Genomic DNA, 15556 nt, shown 5'->3' with positions numbered 1-15556 from the left:
CGAACTTCGGCGCGGGAAGACGCCGAACGGGTAACGTGCGCGGCCAGCCGTTGCGTGGGAAGGTCTTCGAGTGGAGTCGCACGACCGGCGGCTCCCCCACGACCCGCCCAACCCGTAGACCGCGATCGGCTCGCGCAGCGACCGGGCCGCCGTTCGTCGGCCCGGCGCTCGGTCAGCGGATCGCGGGATAGATCGTCGGCCAGGACGCGGCGAGCTCGTCGCCCCAATACGGCCACGAATGCGTGCCCGTGGCACGGAAATTCGCGGTGACCGGTATCCGCAGCGAGGTGAACCGATCGACCAGCCTGCGCGTGCAGGCGTTGGTCGCCGCCTCCAGCGGTCCGCCGAACGCGACGGTGCTGACCAGGTCCGGGTTGCCCGGCGCGTCGTACTTGCCAGGAAGGCCACTGCCGACGGACAAGTAGATCGCCTTGCCGCGCAAGGCTTCCGCGTGCAGCAGCACGTCGTGCGCGAGCCAGTCCGGGTCGTTCGCTTCACCGAACATGTTGTCCGGCTCGCCCTGATAGGTGGCCACCACGGCGCGCGCGTGGGCCTGGCCCATATCGGTGCCCGTGGAGAAGCAGCCGCTGTGCGCGGCCACCGCGCGGTACAGCTCCGGCCTGCGGAAGGCGAGCATCATCGCGGCCTCGGCGCCCATCGAGACGCCCATGATCGCGTTGCGCCCGTTGCCATCGAACTCCGCGTCGATGAGCGGCGGGAGTTCCCTGGTCAGGAAGGTCTCCCACCGGTTGGTGCCGAGCACCGGGTCGGGACGCTGCCAGTCGGTGTAGAAGCTGGCCGGGCCGCCGACGGTGAGCACCACGTTCACGTCTTTGTCTTCGAAGAACCGGTCGGCCTTGCCGAGCTCGATCCAATTGTTGGTGTCGGCTTCGGCGCTGCGCCCGTCCAGCATGTAAACGGTTGGCCTGCTCCGGCTCTGGTCACGCGGCAGCAGCACCTGCACCTGCACGGTGCGGCTCATCGCGGGCGACTTCACGAACACGCGCACCCGGCGATCGGTGATCGGTTCGATCCGCTCGATCGAGGGCGCGATGGGTGGCGCCGTGGTCGGCTCGGCCGGGGCGGGCCCATCGGAGGAGCCGGTGCTCGGCTTGTCGGGCGCGGCGAACGCGACAGGTGCACCGGCGCCGACCGCACCGACCAACAATGCGGCGCTCATGGCGACCACTGCGAGCCGTCGCCGCGCCCAACGCCGAGACAGCATGTCTGCCATGGTGCCAGACCGTGGGCCGCGATCTCGACTTCCGATCCGCATTCGAATGATTTGTGACGAGCGCCACTTTCGCGATTCGGGCGTTCACGATTGTTTCGAATTCGGGCACACCGTCAGCACACCGGCCTTACGCTCCCTCTCGGGCGATTCTTCAGGCGTCGATGGGGACCGCGATGACCGCACACAGCCGTGACCCCGGCAGAGGTCGGCCTTCTGCGCGCCCGCGTCCACACCGTCCGATCGGTTTTCCGGCAACGCAGAGGCTAATTCGGCGGATCCTGCTAACGCCGGACCGCGCGCCACCGACCAGACGGGTGTGTCCGACGCGCCACGCGCGCGAATTCTCTGCTCGATCGTTGTGTCCGTCTGTTTGCCGCAGTACCTGATGCCCGACCGGAGAAAAGATCGTGAACCACGTGTTACCCGTTCGACCGCTCGAAAACACCGCCGACACCGTGCCTTTCGATTCGGCACTTGCGCGTCGCCTGCGCGAATGCGACGACTTCTACCGGCAACCCGAACTCGCCCACCTCTGCGCGCAGCGCCGCCGCACCGCACTCGAACAGCTGCGCCAGACCGGCACCTACGTGCAGACCGCCGAGGAAATCCTGATCGGCGCCAAGCTGGCCTGGCGTAATCACGCCCGCTGCGTCGGCCGAAAGCATTGGCGCTCATTGAAACTGCTCGACGCGCGGCGGGTGCGTTCGGCGCGCGACCTGGCCGAGGTGTGCTGGCAGCACCTGCACATGGCGACCAACGGTGGCGCGGTGCAGTCCATGATCACCGTCGGTCCGCCGCGTCAGAGCGACGGGCGCGAGTACCGCATCGTCAGCCCGCAGTTGCTGCGCTACGCGGGCTACCGCAACGGCGACGGGACGGTCACCGGCGACGCGGCCAATGTCGCGATCACCGAGTTCGCCAGGAAGCTCGGCTGGCGCGGCGCGGGCACGCCGTTCGACATCCTGCCGGTGCTGATCAGCACGCCCGACGAACCGATCAGGTGGTTCGACGTGCCGAGGGAGCTGGCGCGCGAGGTGCACATCGAGCATCCCGACTTCGACTGGTTCGCTGGCCTCGGCCTGAAATGGCATGCGGTACCGGCTGTTTCCAACATGAATCTGGAGATCGGCGGCGTGACCTACCCGTTCGCGCCGTTCAACGGCTGGTACGTCGGCGCCGAGATCGGCGCGCGCAATCTCAGCGACACCAACCGCTACAACATGCTCCCGCTGATCGCCGACATGATGGGCCTGGACACCTCGCATCCGCGCACGCTCTGGCGCGACCAAGCGCTCGTCGAACTGAATCGCGCTGTGCTGCACAGTTATCGCAAGGCGGGCGTGCACATCGTCGACCACCACACCGTCGCGAAACAGTTCTGCGACCACGTGGAGAAGGAGAAGGCCGCGGGACGCACCTGCCCCACCGACTGGACCTGGATCAATCCGCCGATCTCGTCCGGACTCACGCCCACTTTCCACCGCTACTTCGACCCGCCCGACGACGACTTGCGCCCCAATTTCGTCCGCCGCGAAACACACTGAGCCCGGCCCGCCTGTTCCTCGGGTCACAGACCGGTTTGCCAACGGGCAGACGCTGTTACGGTAAACGGAGTACGTACCTCCGGTTAAACGTTTCGGGCGTTTTGTTCAATGGCGAAGGAGGCCACGGGCGATGGTGGCTGTCGGTTTCCCTGGTCCGGGGCTGGAACTCGGGTTTCGGTTGCCGGAACGTTCGAACGAGCGCCGGCGGCGGTGCACGGTCGCGGCGGAGAGGCGATCCGGCAGCTGGCGCTGATCACCGTGCTGTACCTCGGTTATCGGTTCGGTCGGCTGATCACGGCGGACGACACCGCGCGCGCCTTCGGCAACGCGCACGATCTCCTCGGTGTCGAAAGCCGACTGGGGATGCTGGCGGAGACCACGGTGCAGGCGCCGTTCCTGCGCTGGGATCTGCTGGCCGTCTCGGCCAACTTCTATTACGCGACAGCGCATTTCACCGTCGCCATTGGAGTGATCCTGTGGCTGTGGGTCTTCCGTCCCCGGCACTACCAGCTGACGCGCAACCTCATGGTCGGGTTGACCGGCGCGGGACTGCTGCTGCACGTCCTGTTGCCGCTCGCGCCGCCGCGCATGCTGCCCGAACGCGGATTCGTCGACCTGGCGGCTCTGCACGGCCAATCCGTCTACGGCCCAGATCATTCCGACGGCATGTCGAACCAGTTCGCCGCCATGCCCTCACTCCACGTCGGCTGGGCACTGCTACTCGCCGTCGCCGTGGTTGCCGCGACCCGCACCCGCTGGCGCTGGCTCGCCCTCGCCCACCCCGCCCTCACCACCGTCATCGTGATCGGCACCGGCAACCACTACTGGCTCGACGCCATCATCGCGGTGCTCCTGCTGGCCGGTATCGCGGTGCTACACCGCATGATCCTGCCCGCGGCGGCCGCGTGGGAACCGTTGGCGCAGACCCGGTCGAAGACTCACGACACATCGCGGATCGCGAGCTAGCCACTCGAGGCCGCCACCTCGGGCAGGGTGACTACGGGTCTGCGGGTGCGCTCTCTCCGCCGATCGAATCCGCTGCAATTGAGGCGATTTCGGGCCATTTGGCGATCCAAACGTTACGACCAGAGGTTGACGTGGTCAACGCTCACGGAAGGGGAATGTTGGAGGGCGTCCCTACCCCGCCTGTGCGCAGTCGTGGAAGCTGGAGCAGACTGGCAGTCGAGGGAACGATCTCAGATGCAGCATTGGGGAGGTTCGCCACGTGTCCAGCGGCGATGCGAGAGCGGCAGTCGACCAACTGGTCAGTTGGGCCGATAATCTGGAGCGAACCGCCCAGAAGTACCAGGACTTGCACCACCGGATGGCTGCCGTCTCGGTAACCGAGACTTCAGCAGACAAGCGGATCAGTGTCACCATCGACTCCAGCGGCGCTACCACCGCGATCAGCCTAGCGCCGCCCGTGCGAGGAACGGATCCAGCGACGGTCGCCGCCGAACTCATGGGTTGCACCCGGCGCGCCCAGGCGCGATTGCGCGCTCAGGTCACCGATCTGGTGCACTCGGTCGTCGGTGACGACGCTGCGGGTCAAGGGATCGTCAACCAGTACGTGGAACGGTTCCCAGACCCATCCCCAGGGCCCGTTACGCCAGCGCAACCGGCGGCCCCCGATTTCCCCACCTACATGCCGACATTCGGCGCCCAGCCGCCAGCGGACGAACAACCCCCACGGCAGGGAACGCGCGGCCCAGACCGCAACCACGTAGTCACACCGGACGAGCCCGACGAGGAAGATCTTTACTACCAGCGCAAGTCGTGGCTGGAGTAAGTCATCGCGATTCGCCCGCAGGTCTGTGTGGTCCCCGCCCGTTGGCGGATCCTTGTACCCATTCGCTCACAAGCGCTTTGGAGTTGTGCTCTATGGGCTTGCTTTCGGCCACCGTCCCCAATTTCTCGGACCCGTCTACCGCGCCGGTGCTGCAACGACGTTGGCCCAGCGCCCGACGGCTGCTGTATGTGAGTTATCTCCTGATACCCGCGATTATTGTCGTCATATTCGCGTTGCTGGCGACACCCTCGCAGGTCCCGATCGGCTCGGAGGAACTAGCACCTGCGATGGTGTGCCTGGCCGGGGTATCCGCTCCAGCATTCGCCGCACTGATCTGGTTGCGGTTGGTCGGACTGCGCAACTGGCGGTACTGGGGGATGGCCGTCGTCAGCACATCCGGTCAGTGGCTCACCGGCGTCGTTCTCAGCTTGCTGGTGTTCGCGCCGGACTCCGGCGGACTACTTCCCGAGGGATCAGTGGTAGTTGCTGTTGCCCTGTCGCTGGTGGCATGGATCTGCGCGGTGAAGGCCCGACATCGGTTGATCGAACCGCTTACTGTTGAACTCGGGGATCTGGATCTCGACATTGTGCTGACCCGCGAACGTCTACCAAGCTTCAGCAACGGCCGCAGTATCGAGGTCACTGTGCGGGATAATCAGATCATCATCAGGAGCCAGCGAACCGGGTTCGCCGAGCGCCGAAGACTGGACTCGTACCGGATGGTAACGATCCCGTTCGAGGACATCCGTAGCATTCAGCCATGGTCGGCCAAACCGAACAAACCGTGGTTCGTCGACCTGGACGGGTACAGCTGGTATCCAGAGGACAGCGAAACCATCGTGGTCCGATCAGCGTATCCGACAACCGACACCGTTATACCGGTCGCAGACGCCCACGTGGCCGCCGAGGTGCTCAACCGCCGCCTGCATCAATTTCGGTCTACTCCACTCTGATATGTACTGGAGCCCGAGCGCCAGGCGGGGTTTTACCTAATACCTACGCCGTGGATGGCGTCTTCGCTATGGACGGGCTCGAGTTCACGAAGACCGCCAGGGACTTGAATGTCCCGTCGACCAAGTCACGTACCGACGCGGCGGCAGGGCCCAATGCATCGATGGCCTTGATCAGTTGATTCAGAATCATCGCGGTCTGCCGACTCGACGTGGCTATGGCTTGGAGCGCCTGTGCCACAACGACCGGTGTGGCTGCGCCTATTGTCCCGGTAATTTCGAGGGCCCAGCTCACCAGTCTTCCGGCGAGGGCGGTCAGCAGATCCCGAATCGCCGTCCGCAGTCCGGCGATGAATTCTCCTGCGGCCGAAGTCATCTGAGTAGCAACGCGTGCGGTCTCGGCCATAGCCTCAACATGCTTGACCAGGTCGTCGGTGCGGCTCTGGTACGAGCTGGCCGCCTTTCCAGTCCAGGTGGAAACGGCCGTGGTAACACCCGAAGCTAGATCTGCACCGAGCTGAGTCAGGTCTTTCTGAACCTGTTCCCACGCCGATGCTGACGCCTTGATGGAACTCGGATCGCCGGCCAGCAGGTTGAATTTCTCACGTACCGGCCCGACGTTCTCGATCATCCACGACAGGAGCTGGCCTGCCACATACCCGATGGGGTCCGTTGCGGCGCCGAGTAGATCGATGCTCAGCGCCGCCGCGCCGGAGAAGATGTTGAGAATACTGTCGGAGTCGAAGCCGTGGGCTATCTGGACGACGGCCTCAACTGAGGTGACACCGGTAAGGGAACCCGAACTGTTGGTACTGATATCTGGTGCGTCTACCACTCTTTATCTAGCTCTCCGGTCTGGCCCTCCATCTTCGCGGCAGACGCCGCGTCGACTGCCGCAAAGGTTTGTGCACAGACCTGTACGCGCTGGCCTACAATCTCGGAGCACTCTCCGATCTGGCCGATCTGTTTGACGGCGGGTTCCTGGATTTGAGACTTCAGCAGCCACCCAATGGGATTCCCCAGCACACCAAATGCGTATGTCAGATCCTCGGATTCGGTGGCGGATCGAGCTGCCTCGGCAATCGCCGCGAGCCGGTCTGTGAACCCGGCTATCTGCTTGGCGTGTGCGGTCAGTTCTTCGGGCACGACTTCGCACTCATCGCCCATGGTGTCACCTCACTACCTTCATCCGCGTGCGCACATCGACTGCCGAGCCGCAGCACGGCAGTAGCGGCTCAACTGTTATGACGCAGGACGATCTGAAACGGTTCCATCGGATTCTCATGGACGGCGCCCCCCTGTTCTAGATCGAAATCTCCCTGGAGCGTAACAATCGTGCCAGCCCGCCCCTGGGCTCTGGCGAGGTCGTGAAGCGGCGCTGGCCTTCACTGACCATGCGACCGGAGGAGCTGATCCCCCGGTCGCATGCCGTGTTGACGCGGCAACACGCGATCTACCTGCGAGAACACCTTGCGGCACTACGAATCAGATTGAGAGTAGCCAGTTTTCCGTCAACAGCAGCCCAGTGTTTGCTACAAAAGCGAGAAATATGAGAAAACGCCTCCGACCAGCCTGCACTGGTCAAACAGAGGCGTTTGCTACAGCGGAGACGGAGGGATTTGAACCCCCGGTCGCTCTCGCGACGCTCGCTTTCAAGGCGAGTGCATTCGGCCGCTCTGCCACGTCTCCAGGCCCACGATCCTAACGGACGGCTCAATCGGCTCGCTCGCCGATTGTTTTGTCGACGCGGGCGAACACCTCGCCGATGACCGCGAGGTGTTCGGGGGCGAGCAGGTCGATGAAGTCGGTGCGGACGGCTTCGACGTGGCCGGGGGCGGCGGCTTCGAGGCGGCGCATGCCCTCGTCGGTGAGCTCGGCGACGACGCCGCGACCGTCCTCCTCGCAGGTGTTCCTGCGCACCATGTCCTGCGCCTCCATGCGCCGGATCTGGTGGGTCAGCCTGCTGCGGGAGGAGAGCACGCCGTCGGCGAGCTCGCTCATGCGTAGCGAGCGGCCAGGCGCCTCGGAGAGCAGCACCAGGATTCGGTATTCGGCGAGACTGAGATCGCTGTCGCGCTGCAACTGCTTGTTCAGCGCCGTCATCAGCCGCTGATGGCCATCCATGTAGGCGCGCCACGATTGCTGCTCCGTCGGGCTCAGCCAGCGGGGCTCGGCCGTGCGACCGCTCGGTTCGGGATCCACGGACTTATTCTAAACGGCCCTGAACTGGGCAAACACCGGTTCTGTTCACCGGACCGCGGCGATCGTGCCGCGGTTCAGGTCGGCGACGTTCGCGCATCCGGACAGCCCGAGCGCGGAGTCCAGGTCGGCGAGCAGCAGCCGCAGCGCGTGCCGGGCGCCGTCGCGACCCGCGATGCCGAGACCGTAGGCGTACGGCCGCCCGTACAGCACCGCCTTGGCGCCGAGCGCCAGCGCGATCAGCACGTCGGAGCCGCTGCGCACACCGGAGTCGAACAGCACGTCGGCGCGGTCGCCGACGGACGCGACGATCGCGGGCAGCGCGTCGAGCGCCGCGATCGAGCCGTCCACCTGGCGGCCGCCGTGGTTGCTGACCACCACCGCGTCGGCGCCCGCGTCCACCACGAGGCGCGCGTCGTCGGGATGCAGGATGCCCTTCACCGCGATCGGCAGATCGGTCCATTCGCGCAGGTGCGCGAGGTCGGCGGCGCGCAGATTGTGGTTGCCGAACAGCCCGACCCAGGTGAGGATCGCGATCCGCATGGCGTCCTCGCTCTCCTCGGGCGGCGTCGGCAGCTTCGCGCGGAACACCGGGTCGGACAGATAGTTGGCGATGCCCTTGCCGTGCAGGAACGGCAGGTGCGCGAGTTCCAGATCCTGCGGCCGCCAGCCGAGGGTGGGGGTGTCGACGGTGACCACGATGGCCTTCGCTCCGGCGCGCTCGGCCCGCTGCACGAAGGACCGCGCCAGCTCCGGATCGTTCGGCCAGTAGAGCTGGTACCACCATTCGCCCGCGACCGCGCCGACCTCCTCGATGGTGGACGACGCCGCGGTGGACAGCACCGACCCGATCCCGAGCTCCTTGGTGACCTCGGCGACGATCACCTCGCCGCCCTCGTGCATCAACTCCAGAACGCCGATCGGCGCGGTCAGCACGGGCGCGGCCAGCCGGGTGCCGAGCACCTCGACGGAGAGATCGCGCGCGCCGGGGCCGGTGGTGCCGCGCAGCATGCGAGGAATGATCCGGTACTTGTCGAAGGCGGCGCGGTTGGCCGCCGCGGTGCGTTCCGCCGACGCGCTGCCCGCGACGTAGGCGTATTCGGCAGGTCCTAGGACTTCCTTCGCGCGTCTTTCCAAACCCGCGGCGGTCATGGGCAATTCGGGCACGATGCCGCCCAATCCGCCCAGGTAGATCTCGTTCTGGAAGTCGATGAAACTGCTCACGCGGGGAACGCTAGTCCGTTGCGGGCGTTCCCGCAGGCGGGAGCGGGTTTGCCCGTCGAAAAAGTGGTTCTCCGAGTGAGTCCTGGGTCGCGCGGTGGCCGGGCGGTCGGCGGGGCAGTATGGGGTGATGCGTGCGATCGAGTTGACCGAATTCGGCGGACCGGAAGTACTCACCTGGGGCAGGGCCGCCGACCCGGCGCCTGCTCACGGCGAGGTGCTGATCGATGTGGTGGCCGCGGGGGTGAACCGCGCGGATCTGCTCCAGCGTCAAGGCAGGTACAACCCGCCGGCGGGCGCCAGCGAGATCATCGGCCTGGAGTGCTCGGGCGTCGTCGCCGAGGTCGGCGAGGGCGTGCGGGACTGGCGGGTCGGCGACCGGGTGTGCGCGCTGCTGTCCGGCGGCGGCTACGCCGAGCGCGTGGTCGTCCCCGCGGGTCAGGTCCTTCCAGTGCCGGACGGCTTGGACCTCGCCGCGGCGGCGGCGCTTCCCGAGGTGGCGGCGACGGTGTGGTCGAACCTCGTCATGACGGCCGGTCTGCACGCTGGTCAGCTGGTGCTGATCCACGGCGGCGGCAGCGGTATCGGCACGCACGCCGTCCAGCTGGCGGTGCACAAGGGCGCGCGGGTGGCGGTCACCGCCGGCTCGGCCGAGAAGCTGGCGCGCTGCGCGGAACTCGGCGCGAGCGTGCTGATCAACTATCGCGAGGACGACTTCGTCGCCGCGGTCCGCGCCGAGCAGTCCGGCGCGAACGGGCCTGGCGCCGACATCATCCTCGACAACATGGGCGCGGCCTACCTGTCCCGCAATGTCGAGGCCCTGGCCAAGCACGGCCACCTGGTGGTGATCGGCATGCAGGGCGGGGTGAAGGGCGAGCTCAACCTCGGTGCGCTGCTGTCGAAATGGGGCTCGGTGCACGCCACCAACGTGCGCAACCGCCCGGCCACCGGTGTGGGAAGCAAGGCCGAGATCATCGCCGAAGTACGCAGGCACGTCTGGCCGCTGATCGCCGACGGCACCATCGTGCCGGTGGTCCACGCCGAACTGCCGATCGCGGAGGCCGCCGAGGCGCACCGGATGCTGGACGCCGCCGACACCTTCGGCAAGGTCGTCCTTCGGGTGCGCGAGGACGCGAGCTGAGTCCGGCTCACTCCAGCGCGGCGAGCGCGCGGCCGAGCTGGTCGATCTCGAATTTGGTTGTGTAGGGCGCGAGTCCGACGGTCACGGCGCCGCCCTCGTCGTTGACGCCGAGCGCGTCGAGCAGCCTGCTTCCGCCGTGCACGCCGCTGAGCGTGCCGATGCGGGCGTCGGCCAGTTTGGCGGCGATCTTCTCCGCCTGCATCCCGGCCATGGTGAAGCTGACGGTCGGGATGCGGGTCGAGGCGCGGCCGATCACGGTCAGGTTCGGGATCTTGTCCAGCACGTCCATCAGGTGCTCGAACAGCTGGTCGTGGTAGTCCTGCAGCGAGGTGATGGAGATTTCCAGCCGCTCGCGGCGGGTGCCCGTGGCCCGCTCGTCGAGACCGGCCAGGAAGTCGATGGACGTGGTGAGGCCGGCGAGCAGCGCGTACTGGTGTCCGCCGACCTCGAGCCGTTCGGCGCCTTTCGCGTACGGATTCAACGACATCGACGGAATCCGGTCCAGGAAGGCGGGATCGCGGAACACCAGCGCGCCGATCTGCGGTCCGCCCCACGCGGGCGCGCTCAGCGCGACCACGTCGGCGTTCAGTTCATCGATATCGATGAGCGCGTACGGCGCCGCGCCGAACGCGTCGGCGACGAGCAGGCCGCCCACCTCGTGCACGCGGTCGGCCGCCACCCGCACGGCGGGCGCGGAGCCGACGATGGGCGAGGCCGCGGTCAACGCGACCAGTCGGGCCGTCGGCCCGATCAGCTCCTCGAACTGCCAGGACGGCATCTCGCATGTCTCGATCTCGACCTCGGCCCAGCGCACGTGCGCGCCGTAGCGATTGGCGATCCGCAGCCAGGGCGCGACGTTGGCCTCGTCGTCCAAGCGGGACAGCACGATCCCGGTGCCGAGGCCGAGCCGGGAGCTGAGCGACTCCGCGAGCCAGGCGAGCAGCACCGCCCGATCCGGGCCGAGCACGACGCCAGCCGGATCGCCGCCGACCAGGTCGGCGACGGCCTCGCGGGCGGCATCGAGAATGGCCGCGCTGCGCACCGCGGCGCCGTTGCGGCCGATATGGGAGAACGACGACGTGCGGAAACCCGTTGACACGGCACGAGATACCGAGTCGGGGACAAGCATGCCCGCCTGCGGATCGAGATGGATCCAGCCGTCGCCCAGGGACGGTATCAGGCCCCGAACCCTCGCGACGTCGTAAGTCATGTTGGCCACTCTAAGGGCAGCGGGCGAGGCTGCGTAACCGCCTTCCCCTCCCCGGTCGCTCGCGAACGCGACGGCGAGGGACCCCGCCCGGACCGGCCATCGGCACCCGGCCGCGGCTTCGAGGGCGCCGCGGAGCTGGGCATTCGAATCAGCATGGCAACCGACTTTCAGCAAAATCCGAACCACACGACCCGCACAGAATAGTCGGCCCCGCCCTGCCGCGGCACCGACCCGCCTGGCCTGTTCAGCGCCTCCGGCGACTGCGCCGTTCAGCGCCTCCGGCGACCGCCCATTCAGCGCCTCCGGCGACTGCCCCGTTTAGCGCCTTCGACGAGGACGCGACATGATAGGGAACATGACGCATTCGGACGAGGCACCCGATTCCATCGTCGTGGTCGGACCCGACGGGCAGCCGCTGGTCATCCCGGCCGACGCGGGCACCCCGCTGACCGGACAGGTGGTCACCGACAGCGACAAGAAGAACGACGGCTCGAACGACCGCGAGGACTCGGGCGAATCACTCGCCGACATGGTGGAACAGCCCGCCAAGGTCATGCGTATCGGCACCATGATCAAGCAGCTGCTCGAGGAGGTGCGCGCGGCTCCGCTCGACGACGCGAGCCGCACCCGGCTCAAGGAGATCCACAAGTCCTCGGTGCGCGAGCTCGAGCAGGGTCTCGCACCAGAGCTGCGCGACGAGCTCGAGCGGCTGACCTTGCCGTTCACCGACGACGCCGTCCCGTCCGACGCCGAGCTGCGGATCGCCCAAGCCCAGCTGGTCGGCTGGCTGGAGGGCCTGTTCCACGGCATCCAGACCGCGCTGTTCGCCCAGCAGATGGCCGCCCGCGCGCAGCTCGAGCAGATGCGCCAGGGCGCGCTGCCGCCCGGCATCCACACCGCCGACCCGCGCGGCGGGCGCGGCGACCAGGCGATGGGCGGTTCCGGCCAGTATCTGTAACCCCGCCTTGCGGGTGACGAGTTTCGCGCGCCCCGCGTGTACCAGCGGACCCGGTGCGAGGATGCAGGGGTAGGGTCGAGCACCGTGCCCGCCGCTGCCGCTCGCCCCGACTCCGATGAGAGTTCGGCGCGTCCTGAAGAGAGCCCAGTGCGTTCAGATGACAGCTTGCGTTCAGACAGTCCCGAGACGACCGACGAGGGTCCGGTGAGTGCCGAGAGCACCGCGCCGGCGCAGCCGGGCGGAGCCGAGGCGATGCCGCCGCTGGTCTCCGACTCGCAGACCTTCCGGCGCGCGATCAAGGACATGCGCGACGGCTTCGGGCAGCGCGAACTATGGCTCTCGCTCGGCTGGCAGGACATCAAGCAGCGCTACCGGCGCTCGGTGCTCGGCCCGTTCTGGATCACCATCGCGACCGGCGTGCAGGCGGCCGCGATGGGTGTCCTGTACGCGACACTGCTCGATCAGCCGCTGCGCGAATACCTGCCGTACGTGACCGTCGGTTTGATCGTCTGGAATGTGATCCAGGCGAGCATTCTCGAGGGCTCGGAGGTGTTCATCGCCAACGAGGGCTTGATCAAACAGCTTCCGTCCGCGCTGAGCGTGCACGTGTACCGGTTGGTGTGGCGGCAGTTGCTGTTCTTCGCCCACAACATGGTCATCTACGCGGTGCTGCTCGGCGCGTTCGGTATATGGGAGAACCTGCGCTGGTCGAGCCTGCTCGCGATACCCGCGATCGGCTTGATCTTCCTCAATTCGATGTGGGTTTCGATCGTGTTCGGCATCTTCAGCACCCGCTACCGCGATATCGCGCCGATTCTCAGCAGCACCACGCTGATGCTCTTCGTGCTGACGCCGGTCATGTGGACGACCAAGACCTTGGAAGAGCAGATCGGCGGCGCGAGCGATCGGGCCCGGCTCGTGGAGATCATCCCGACCTTCCACTACCTGGAGATCGTGCGCGCTCCCTTGCTCGGTGAGCCGCAGGAGGCGCGGCACTGGGTGATCGTCGGCGCGATCACCGTGGTGGGCTGGATCGTCGCCGCCTTCGCCATGAAGCAGTACCGTTCGCGCGTACCGTACTGGGTATAGGAGCCGCTGCGATGAGCCGTGTGAGTATCGAAACCCGTCAGGCGTGGGTCGAGTTCCCGATCTTCGACGCCAAATCGCGGTCTCTGAAAAAGGCGTTCCTCGGCAAGGCGGGCGGCGCGATCGGGCGCAACCAGTCCGACGTGGTGGTGGTCGAAGCGCTGCGCGACATCTCGCTGTCGCTGAAGGAGGGCGACCGGGTCGGCCTGGTCGGCCACAACGGCGCCGGGAAATCCACGTTGCTGCGGCTGCTTTCGGGTATCTACGAACCGTCGCGGGGTAGCGCGCGCATTCGCGGGCGGGTGGCGCCGGTGTTCGATCTCGGCGTCGGCATGGACCCGGAGATCTCCGGTTACGAGAACATCATCATTCGCGGGCTCTTCCTCGGACAGACTCGCAAGCAGATGCTTTCCAAGATCGACGAGATCGCCGAGTTCACCGAGCTCGGCGAATATCTGCAGATGCCGTTGCGCACCTATTCGACCGGTATGCGGGTGCGGCTGGCGATGGGCGTCGTCACCTCCATCGACCCGGAGATTCTGCTGCTCGACGAGGGCATCGGCGCGGTCGACGCGGAATTCATGAAAAAAGCGCGGCTGCGGTTACAGGAACTCGTGGCACGTTCTGGCATCCTGGTGTTCGCCAGCCATTCCAATGAATTCCTCGCTCAACTCTGCGATTCCGCGCTGTGGATCGATCACGGACAGATCCGTTTGCGCGGCGGCATCGAAGAGGTGGTGCGCGCCTACGAGGGTCCGGACGCCGGAAACCATGTCGCGACCGTGCTGAAGGAAATGGCAGCGGAGCGGGCGGCGACCGAAAAGACCGAGGACAGCGCACGAGAACTGGAGCGGAACAACGCATGAACGAGCCGACCGGGCAGAACGCCCCGATCAGCGCTGGGGCCGACGCCCCGGTCGACTCGGCCGCGCCGGAGGTGGTCTACACGCCCACCGACACCGGGCCGGACGCCCGCATCATCGCCGTCGTGGTCACCCACAAGCGCCGTGAGCTGCTCGCCGAATCGCTGAAGGTCGTCGCCTCACAGTCGCGGCCGGTCGATCACCTCATCGTGATCGACAACGGCAACGAGCCCGAGGTCGCCGAACTGGTGCGGCAGCAGCCGGTCGAGACGACCTACCTCGGCTCGGCCCACAACCTCGGCGGCGCGGGCGGTTTCGCGCTCGGCATCCTGCACGCGCTGTCCCAGGGCGCGGACTGGGTGTGGCTGGCCGACGACGACGGCAGGCCCGAGGGCGCCGAGGTGCTCGCCACCCTGCTGGACTGCGCGAAGCGGCACGGCCTCGCCGAGGTCTCCCCCGTGGTCTGCGACATCGACGACCCGGACCGGCTCGCCTTCCCGCTGCGCCGCGGCGTGGTGTGGCGGCGGCTGCGCTCCGAACTCGGCGACGAGGACTTCCTGCCCGGCATCGCGTCGCTGTTCAACGGCGCGCTCATCGCCACGAAGGCGGTCGACCTGATCGGCGTGCCGGACCTACGCCTTTTCGTGCGCGGCGACGAGGTCGAGGTGCACCGCAGGCTAGTCCGCTCCGGCCTACCCTTCGGCACCTGCTTGCAGACGGCCTACCTGCATCCCAACGGCGCCGCCGAGTTCAAGCCGATCCTCGGCGGCCGGATGCACACCCAGTACCCCGACGATCCGGTGAAGCGCTACTTCACCTACCGCAACCGCGGCTACCTGATGGCTCAGCCGGGTATGCGAAAGCTGTTGCCGCAGGAGTGGATTCGATTCTCCTGGTTCTTCCTCGTCACCCGCCGCGATCCCGCCGGGCTGAAGGAGTGGTTCCATCTGCGCTCGCTCGGGCGCAACGAGCAGTTCGGGAAGCCGGAGAAGTAGGCGATCGTTCGGAACTGGCGGGTTGGGCGACCGGCTCCCCGATGTTGGCGGATCCCAACGGGATCGCCTACCCCTCTGAGCAGTGCTGGGCGCGTCGTGTGCCGTACCCGGCTTACCTCCTGCGGTCAGGTGCGCGGGGTTCGGCTTCCGGCGTGGTCGACCGGCTGTGGTCGCGTCCAGAGACGGGCAAAAGTGAAGCGCCGGTTGGTCTGTCAAGGCCCCAACCACCATTTGACTACCGTCGATAGAGAAATGGATTCGACGGTAGTCAGATGGTGGCTTTTCAAGATCTTGGGTTCAGGGGGTGGATGCAACACTCACCCTCAAGCCCCGTGGAGTGTTGCGATGGCCCTGCCGCCGTTGAAC

General features: G+C 66.7%; 15 protein-coding genes and 1 tRNA gene. 9 read left to right on the top strand and 7 right to left on the bottom strand.

Annotated elements, in window-relative coordinates; all coding sequences use genetic code 11:
- Positions 1-172: 172 nt before the first annotated feature.
- On the bottom strand, positions 173-1225 hold the full coding sequence (locus tag NAM01S_RS25400) for an alpha/beta hydrolase (protein ID WP_067789858.1): 1053 nt from the start codon (positions 1223-1225) through the stop codon (positions 173-175).
- A gap of 464 nt (positions 1226-1689) precedes the next feature.
- Here NAM01S_RS25400 and NAM01S_RS25395 point away from each other — a divergent pair, with 464 nt between their 5' ends.
- The 4 genes from NAM01S_RS25395 (at position 1690) to NAM01S_RS25380 (ending at position 5520) form a co-directional block, all read left to right on the top strand.
- The gene (locus NAM01S_RS25395; RefSeq protein ID WP_372508416.1) at positions 1690-2778 is read left to right on the top strand and encodes a nitric oxide synthase oxygenase; all 1089 of its coding nucleotides are present in this window, start codon (positions 1690-1692) and stop codon (positions 2776-2778) included.
- Positions 2779-2988: 210 nt separating this feature from the next.
- The gene (locus tag NAM01S_RS25390) at positions 2989-3744 is read left to right on the top strand and encodes a phosphatase PAP2 family protein (protein ID WP_067789636.1); all 756 of its coding nucleotides are present in this window, start codon (positions 2989-2991) and stop codon (positions 3742-3744) included.
- A 259-nt stretch (positions 3745-4003) separates the two neighbouring features.
- The gene (locus tag NAM01S_RS25385) at positions 4004-4567 is read left to right on the top strand and encodes a YbaB/EbfC family nucleoid-associated protein (RefSeq protein WP_067789633.1); all 564 of its coding nucleotides are present in this window, start codon (positions 4004-4006) and stop codon (positions 4565-4567) included.
- A 92-nt stretch (positions 4568-4659) separates the two neighbouring features.
- Positions 4660-5520 carry a hypothetical protein gene (locus tag NAM01S_RS25380; protein ID WP_067789631.1) on the top strand — a complete coding sequence of 287 codons (861 nt, stop codon included), beginning with the start codon at positions 4660-4662 and terminating at the stop codon, positions 5518-5520.
- Positions 5521-5563: 43 nt separating this feature from the next.
- Here NAM01S_RS25380 and NAM01S_RS25375 read toward each other — a convergent pair whose 3' ends face one another.
- The 5 genes from NAM01S_RS25375 to NAM01S_RS25355 all read right to left on the bottom strand — a co-directional run bounded on the left by NAM01S_RS25375 (position 5564) and on the right by NAM01S_RS25355 (position 8940).
- Entirely contained in the window at positions 5564-6352 is a 789-nt protein-coding gene (locus NAM01S_RS25375) for a WXG100 family type VII secretion target (protein ID WP_067789629.1), read from the bottom strand.
- A complete protein-coding gene (locus NAM01S_RS25370; RefSeq protein ID WP_067789626.1) occupies positions 6346-6684 on the bottom strand; it encodes a hypothetical protein in 339 nt (112 codons plus the stop codon). Before NAM01S_RS25370 ends, NAM01S_RS25375 begins: the two co-directional genes overlap by 7 nt.
- A gap of 437 nt (positions 6685-7121) precedes the next feature.
- A tRNA-Ser gene (locus NAM01S_RS25365) sits at positions 7122-7206 on the bottom strand.
- A gap of 24 nt (positions 7207-7230) precedes the next feature.
- The gene (locus NAM01S_RS25360) at positions 7231-7641 is read right to left on the bottom strand and encodes a MarR family winged helix-turn-helix transcriptional regulator (RefSeq protein ID WP_084483304.1); all 411 of its coding nucleotides are present in this window, start codon (positions 7639-7641) and stop codon (positions 7231-7233) included.
- A 123-nt stretch (positions 7642-7764) separates the two neighbouring features.
- Positions 7765-8940, bottom strand: coding sequence for an alpha-hydroxy-acid oxidizing protein (locus tag NAM01S_RS25355; RefSeq protein WP_067789620.1), 1176 nt, complete (start codon positions 8938-8940; stop codon positions 7765-7767).
- Positions 8941-9067: 127 nt separating this feature from the next.
- Here NAM01S_RS25355 and NAM01S_RS25350 point away from each other — a divergent pair, with 127 nt between their 5' ends.
- On the top strand, positions 9068-10078 hold the full coding sequence (locus NAM01S_RS25350; protein WP_067789618.1) for an NAD(P)H-quinone oxidoreductase: 1011 nt from the start codon (positions 9068-9070) through the stop codon (positions 10076-10078).
- A gap of 7 nt (positions 10079-10085) precedes the next feature.
- Here the strand turns inward: NAM01S_RS25350 and NAM01S_RS25345 are convergent, their stop codons facing one another.
- Positions 10086-11288, bottom strand: a complete 1203-nt coding sequence (locus NAM01S_RS25345) for a cysteine desulfurase-like protein (RefSeq protein WP_067789854.1) — start codon at positions 11286-11288, stop codon at positions 10086-10088.
- Positions 11289-11643: 355 nt separating this feature from the next.
- Here NAM01S_RS25345 and NAM01S_RS25340 point away from each other — a divergent pair, with 355 nt between their 5' ends.
- From NAM01S_RS25340 to glfT1, 4 genes are all read left to right on the top strand, one after another.
- Complete coding sequence (locus NAM01S_RS25340; protein WP_067789615.1) at positions 11644-12246, top strand: bacterial proteasome activator family protein; 603 nt, start codon at positions 11644-11646, stop codon at positions 12244-12246.
- 252 nt (positions 12247-12498) lie between these two features.
- A complete protein-coding gene (gene wzm / locus NAM01S_RS25335) occupies positions 12499-13335 on the top strand; it encodes a galactan export ABC transporter permease subunit Wzm/RfbD (protein WP_067789851.1) in 837 nt (278 codons plus the stop codon).
- A gap of 11 nt (positions 13336-13346) precedes the next feature.
- On the top strand, positions 13347-14198 hold the full coding sequence (gene wzt, locus NAM01S_RS25330; protein WP_067789612.1) for a galactan export ABC transporter ATP-binding subunit Wzt/RfbE: 852 nt from the start codon (positions 13347-13349) through the stop codon (positions 14196-14198).
- On the top strand, positions 14195-15190 hold the full coding sequence (gene glfT1, locus NAM01S_RS25325) for a galactofuranosyltransferase GlfT1 (protein ID WP_253799155.1): 996 nt from the start codon (positions 14195-14197) through the stop codon (positions 15188-15190). The genes wzt and glfT1 overlap by 4 nt, the downstream gene beginning before the upstream one ends.
- The last annotated feature ends 366 nt before the right edge of the window (positions 15191-15556 follow it).

Source organism: Nocardia amikacinitolerans NBRC 108937, from assembly GCF_001612615.1.
Classification (GTDB): domain Bacteria; phylum Actinomycetota; class Actinomycetes; order Mycobacteriales; family Mycobacteriaceae; genus Nocardia; species Nocardia amikacinitolerans.
Note: the sequence above shows the minus strand (reverse complement) of the source record. Positions and strands in the feature narration are given on the sequence as shown.

What these genes read in the sequence shown, in the direction of transcription:
- NAM01S_RS25340 (WP_067789615.1), top strand. Translation starts at nt 11,644, where the DNA reads ATGACGCATTCGGACGAGGCACCCGATTCCATCGTCGTGGTCGGACCC.
- NAM01S_RS25380 (WP_067789631.1), top strand. Translation starts at nt 4,660, where the DNA reads ATGGGCTTGCTTTCGGCCACCGTCCCCAATTTCTCGGACCCGTCTACC.
- NAM01S_RS25370 (WP_067789626.1), bottom strand. Translation starts at nt 6,684, where the DNA reads ATGGGCGATGAGTGCGAAGTCGTGCCCGAAGAACTGACCGCACACGCC.
- NAM01S_RS25360 (WP_084483304.1), bottom strand. Translation starts at nt 7,641, where the DNA reads ATGGATGGCCATCAGCGGCTGATGACGGCGCTGAACAAGCAGTTGCAG.
- NAM01S_RS25345 (WP_067789854.1), bottom strand. Translation starts at nt 11,288, where the DNA reads ATGACTTACGACGTCGCGAGGGTTCGGGGCCTGATACCGTCCCTGGGC.
- NAM01S_RS25350 (WP_067789618.1), top strand. Translation starts at nt 9,068, where the DNA reads ATGCGTGCGATCGAGTTGACCGAATTCGGCGGACCGGAAGTACTCACC.
- wzt (WP_067789612.1), top strand. Translation starts at nt 13,347, where the DNA reads ATGAGCCGTGTGAGTATCGAAACCCGTCAGGCGTGGGTCGAGTTCCCG.
- glfT1 (WP_253799155.1), top strand. Translation starts at nt 14,195, where the DNA reads ATGAACGAGCCGACCGGGCAGAACGCCCCGATCAGCGCTGGGGCCGAC.
- wzm (WP_067789851.1), top strand. Translation starts at nt 12,499, where the DNA reads ATGCCGCCGCTGGTCTCCGACTCGCAGACCTTCCGGCGCGCGATCAAG.
- NAM01S_RS25400 (WP_067789858.1), bottom strand. Translation starts at nt 1,225, where the DNA reads ATGCTGTCTCGGCGTTGGGCGCGGCGACGGCTCGCAGTGGTCGCCATG.